Source organism: Pseudoalteromonas sp. SR45-5, assembly GCF_014163565.1.
Lineage (GTDB): Bacteria > Pseudomonadota > Gammaproteobacteria > Enterobacterales > Alteromonadaceae > Pseudoalteromonas > Pseudoalteromonas distincta.
In genome coordinates this window covers 1-3455 of the sequence record NZ_JACJDN010000444.1, presented here as the reverse complement: position 1 = coordinate 3455, position 3455 = coordinate 1, and the positions used below count along the sequence as shown (strand labels likewise).

The following is a 3455-nucleotide window of genomic DNA, read 5'->3' as shown; positions in this document are numbered from 1 at the left end:
TAACAGATTCGACCTCTCAATATTTTTTTTCTGGTAATATAGATAGGTTATAAGCAGTTTAAGCAGTGAACAAACTATGTTAAGTCCTTTTTTTCAGCAGCATGCTGATTATGTTTCTATCTCTCGTGAGCAGGGTTGTCGCTTCGCTAAATGCGTTGCTGACGATTACAATCCACTTCATGACAAAGATGCCAAAAAGTTTTGCGCGCCAGGAGACTTACTTTTTTCATTGGTACTAGACCGCTACGGTATTAGTGAACAAATGGAATTTACTTTTGCCGGTATGGTTGATGAAAACACCAAACTTCATTTCCCTGAGGGAGCCGATGAGTTTGATGTAACCAATGGCGAAAAAGTCATTTTAAAGGTAAAGCGCAGCGGTAAAACCAGCCAATGCCCAGCACTAACTAATAGTCTAATAAAAAATTATGTTGAGTTTTCTGGTACTACCTTTCCGCATGTAATTATCCCATTAATGGGCAAGCAAGAGGTAATGATAAACCCTGCTCGTCCGATGATAATTTACGAATCAATGCTTATTAATCTTGATAACCTTGATATAACAGCGCCAATACTTGAATTTGCAGAGCCAAGCTTTGAGTACACTGGTAAGCGCGGAAAAATTACACTACGTTTTAACCTGTTAGAAAACGGCGTTAAAGTGGGCAGTGGTGAAAAGCACATGGTGGTTTCGGGTATTCGCGAATACTGCCAAGCAACAGTTGATGATTTAATTGCGTTTTACAACGAACGTAAAGCAACACTAAAGCCAGCTTAAAGCTACATAAAATTATAAAAGGCGCTAAATACAACTGTTATTTAGCGCCTTTTTTATTGTTTTTAGCGCTAAAGTGAAAGTGAGCAACCACGATTAAATACTTTTCTGGACTGGTTAATTTACGCAGTACAGTAATATGCGTACAATAGCGCTCTTTGTTATTTTAAAGCTAAGCCTATGTCTGCCACTACGTTCTCATCACTTAATCTCGACCCGTTATTATTAACAGCGATTGAGCAAAATAATTACACTCAACCTACCGCAATTCAGATTAAAACTATTCCGCCTATTTTAGCCGGAAGTGATGTAATGGGCAGCGCGCAAACAGGTACGGGTAAAACCGCCGCCTTTGTTTTACCTTTATTACATAAGCTTTTAAATACCCCTAAAAAAGATGAGCAAGGCCTTGCCCGCGTTGTAATTTTAACGCCAACCCGTGAGCTTGCTCAGCAAGTATTTGCAAGCTTTGAAAAGTACGCACAAGGCACTAATATCAATGGCGCTTTAGCCTATGGTGGCGTAAGTATTGGCCCTCAAATAAAAGCACTTAAAACAGCGCAAGTTATAGTGGCAACACCTGGGCGTTTGCTTGATCATATAGTTAAAGGCAGTGTGGTACTTTCAAGCGTAGACTCCTTAGTGTTTGACGAAGCTGACCGCATGCTTGATATGGGCTTTATTGATGAAATTAGACGTATATTGCGACATATCCCGGGCGATCGCCAAACTTTACTATTTTCAGCTACGTTTGATGACAGCGTGTTTGAACTCAGTAAAAAGTTACTTAAAAACCCAGAACTAATTGAAGTTGATAAACGTAACTCAGCTGCGGTTGAAGTAGAGCAAGTTATTTACGCTGTAGATGAGGATCGTAAGCGCGAACTTGTATCGCACATGATTGGCATGAAAAACTGGCGCCAAGTGCTTATTTTTACTCGCACAAAACAAATGGCTGATCAGCTTGCTAAAGAAATGTGTAAAGATGGTTTAAAAACCGAATCAATCCATGGCGACAAATCGCAAGGCGCACGCGACCGTGCATTGCAAAACTTTAAAGAAGGTATTACACGCGTACTTGTTGCAACCGATGTCGCTGCGCGTGGTTTAGATATTTCTACACTTAGATACGTAATTAACTTTGAACTACCTTACATTGCCGAGGATTACGTGCACCGTATTGGCCGTACAGGTCGTGCTGGTGAACAAGGACTTGCTATGTCATTGGTAAGTCTTGATGAGCAATGGCTGCTAGAAGAAATTGAAGTACTACTCGATACGCGTTTAACGCCGCAGTGGTTAGAAGGTTACGAGCCAGATCCTAATAAAAAGCCAAAAGATAATCGTAAAAATACTAACAAGTCGCGAAAAGATCGCGATAAAAAACGCATCACAGGTAAAAGAGAGCCAAGTAGACGTCGTAAATAATAGCTTTTAGTTTACTTTTTTGCCTATACTGGAGCTATTAAATAGCCGAGGTAAAGTTAATGTTTGAAACTGATAAATGGGCATTCTCTGGTGTTGATGGCCAAATATCTTTGCATAAATGGCAAAAAACAATGGACCTTATCACGGGGCTTTTTTCAGCCCCGTCTGGTTATATAGTTCAGGCAACAAGCAAAGGCTATCGCGTTGTTATTAGAAATAACGAAGGTGGCTCAAGCTTTGAAACCAACCCGATACTTCCCCATCAAACTCCTCTTTTTTGTCGGCACGTCGCTGAAACTAATAATATTTTATATGTTAATGATGCAAGCAATAACGATGCATGGAACACCCTCCCAGAAGTAGTTGAGGACGGTGTTGAATCCTACTTAGGCTTACCTATTCATTGGCCAGAAGGTGAAGTATTTGGCACGCTATGCTTAAAAGACACTAAAATAACTAGCTACACCGATGAATACTTTGAGCTCATAGAGCAACTACGCGATTTAATTGAAGACGACCTAGCGCTTGTTTACAGCTATGAACAAATGCGCGAAATAGCCATGTTAGACTCATTAACAGATATTTATAATCGCCGAGCACTTAACTTACTAGCTCAGCAAAAGCTTAATTTAGCACTGCGTTTGGGCTTCGACGTATGTTGCTTGTTTATTGATATAAACGACTTTAAAAAATTAAACGACACCTTTGGACATGAAGTAGGTGACAAAGCCTTAATTATTTTGGCGGATACGCTAAAAAACCATTTAAGAGATGCCGACATAGTAGGGCGTTTAGGTGGTGATGAGTTTGTTGCAGTAATGCAATTAAGCGATAAAAGCAAAATTAGCTACATCATGGATAAAATATCCTCTGAGTATACAAATGCTTTACTAAAAGAAGGTGTTTGCGATTTATCGCTCAGCATTGGTTATAGTTTTACTAATAAACAAAAGCAGCCCTTTGAAGCGCTATTAAATGATGCAGACCACGCAATGTATAAAAATAAACAAGCGTATAGACTCGCTAAAAAAGCACAATAATAAAAGTAAGTTCGTCATGACTCATGACTCATGCCACAAAAACTTGGCTAGTTTTTTCTGCGATAGGTTTTATTTTTGGTGTTATGTGCTCCTCTATGGGGTTTGCCTTAAAAAGGCTTGAGAGTAATAACCAAAAATAGCTTCAATGAATAGCTTAAGCTGCAAATTTTTACTTGTACTTCTTAATTTATTTTTCAAAGTACGGACATAAA

Annotated in this window: 3 protein-coding genes; all 3 read left to right on the top strand. The window is 39.2% G+C overall.

Annotation, left to right across the window (positions count from 1 at the left end):
* Positions 1-76: 76 nt before the first annotated feature.
* The 3 genes from H5072_RS14860 (at position 77) to H5072_RS14850 (ending at position 3243) form a co-directional block, all read left to right on the top strand.
* Positions 77-778, top strand: a complete 702-nt coding sequence (locus H5072_RS14860; protein WP_024597321.1) for a DUF3581 domain-containing protein — start codon at positions 77-79, stop codon at positions 776-778.
* Between the two features lie 177 nt (positions 779-955).
* A complete protein-coding gene (locus H5072_RS14855) occupies positions 956-2203 on the top strand; it encodes a DEAD/DEAH box helicase (protein ID WP_007581604.1) in 1248 nt (415 codons plus the stop codon).
* 59 nt (positions 2204-2262) lie between these two features.
* On the top strand, positions 2263-3243 hold the full coding sequence (locus H5072_RS14850; protein ID WP_182693955.1) for a sensor domain-containing diguanylate cyclase: 981 nt from the start codon (positions 2263-2265) through the stop codon (positions 3241-3243).
* Positions 3244-3455 lie beyond the last annotated feature (212 nt).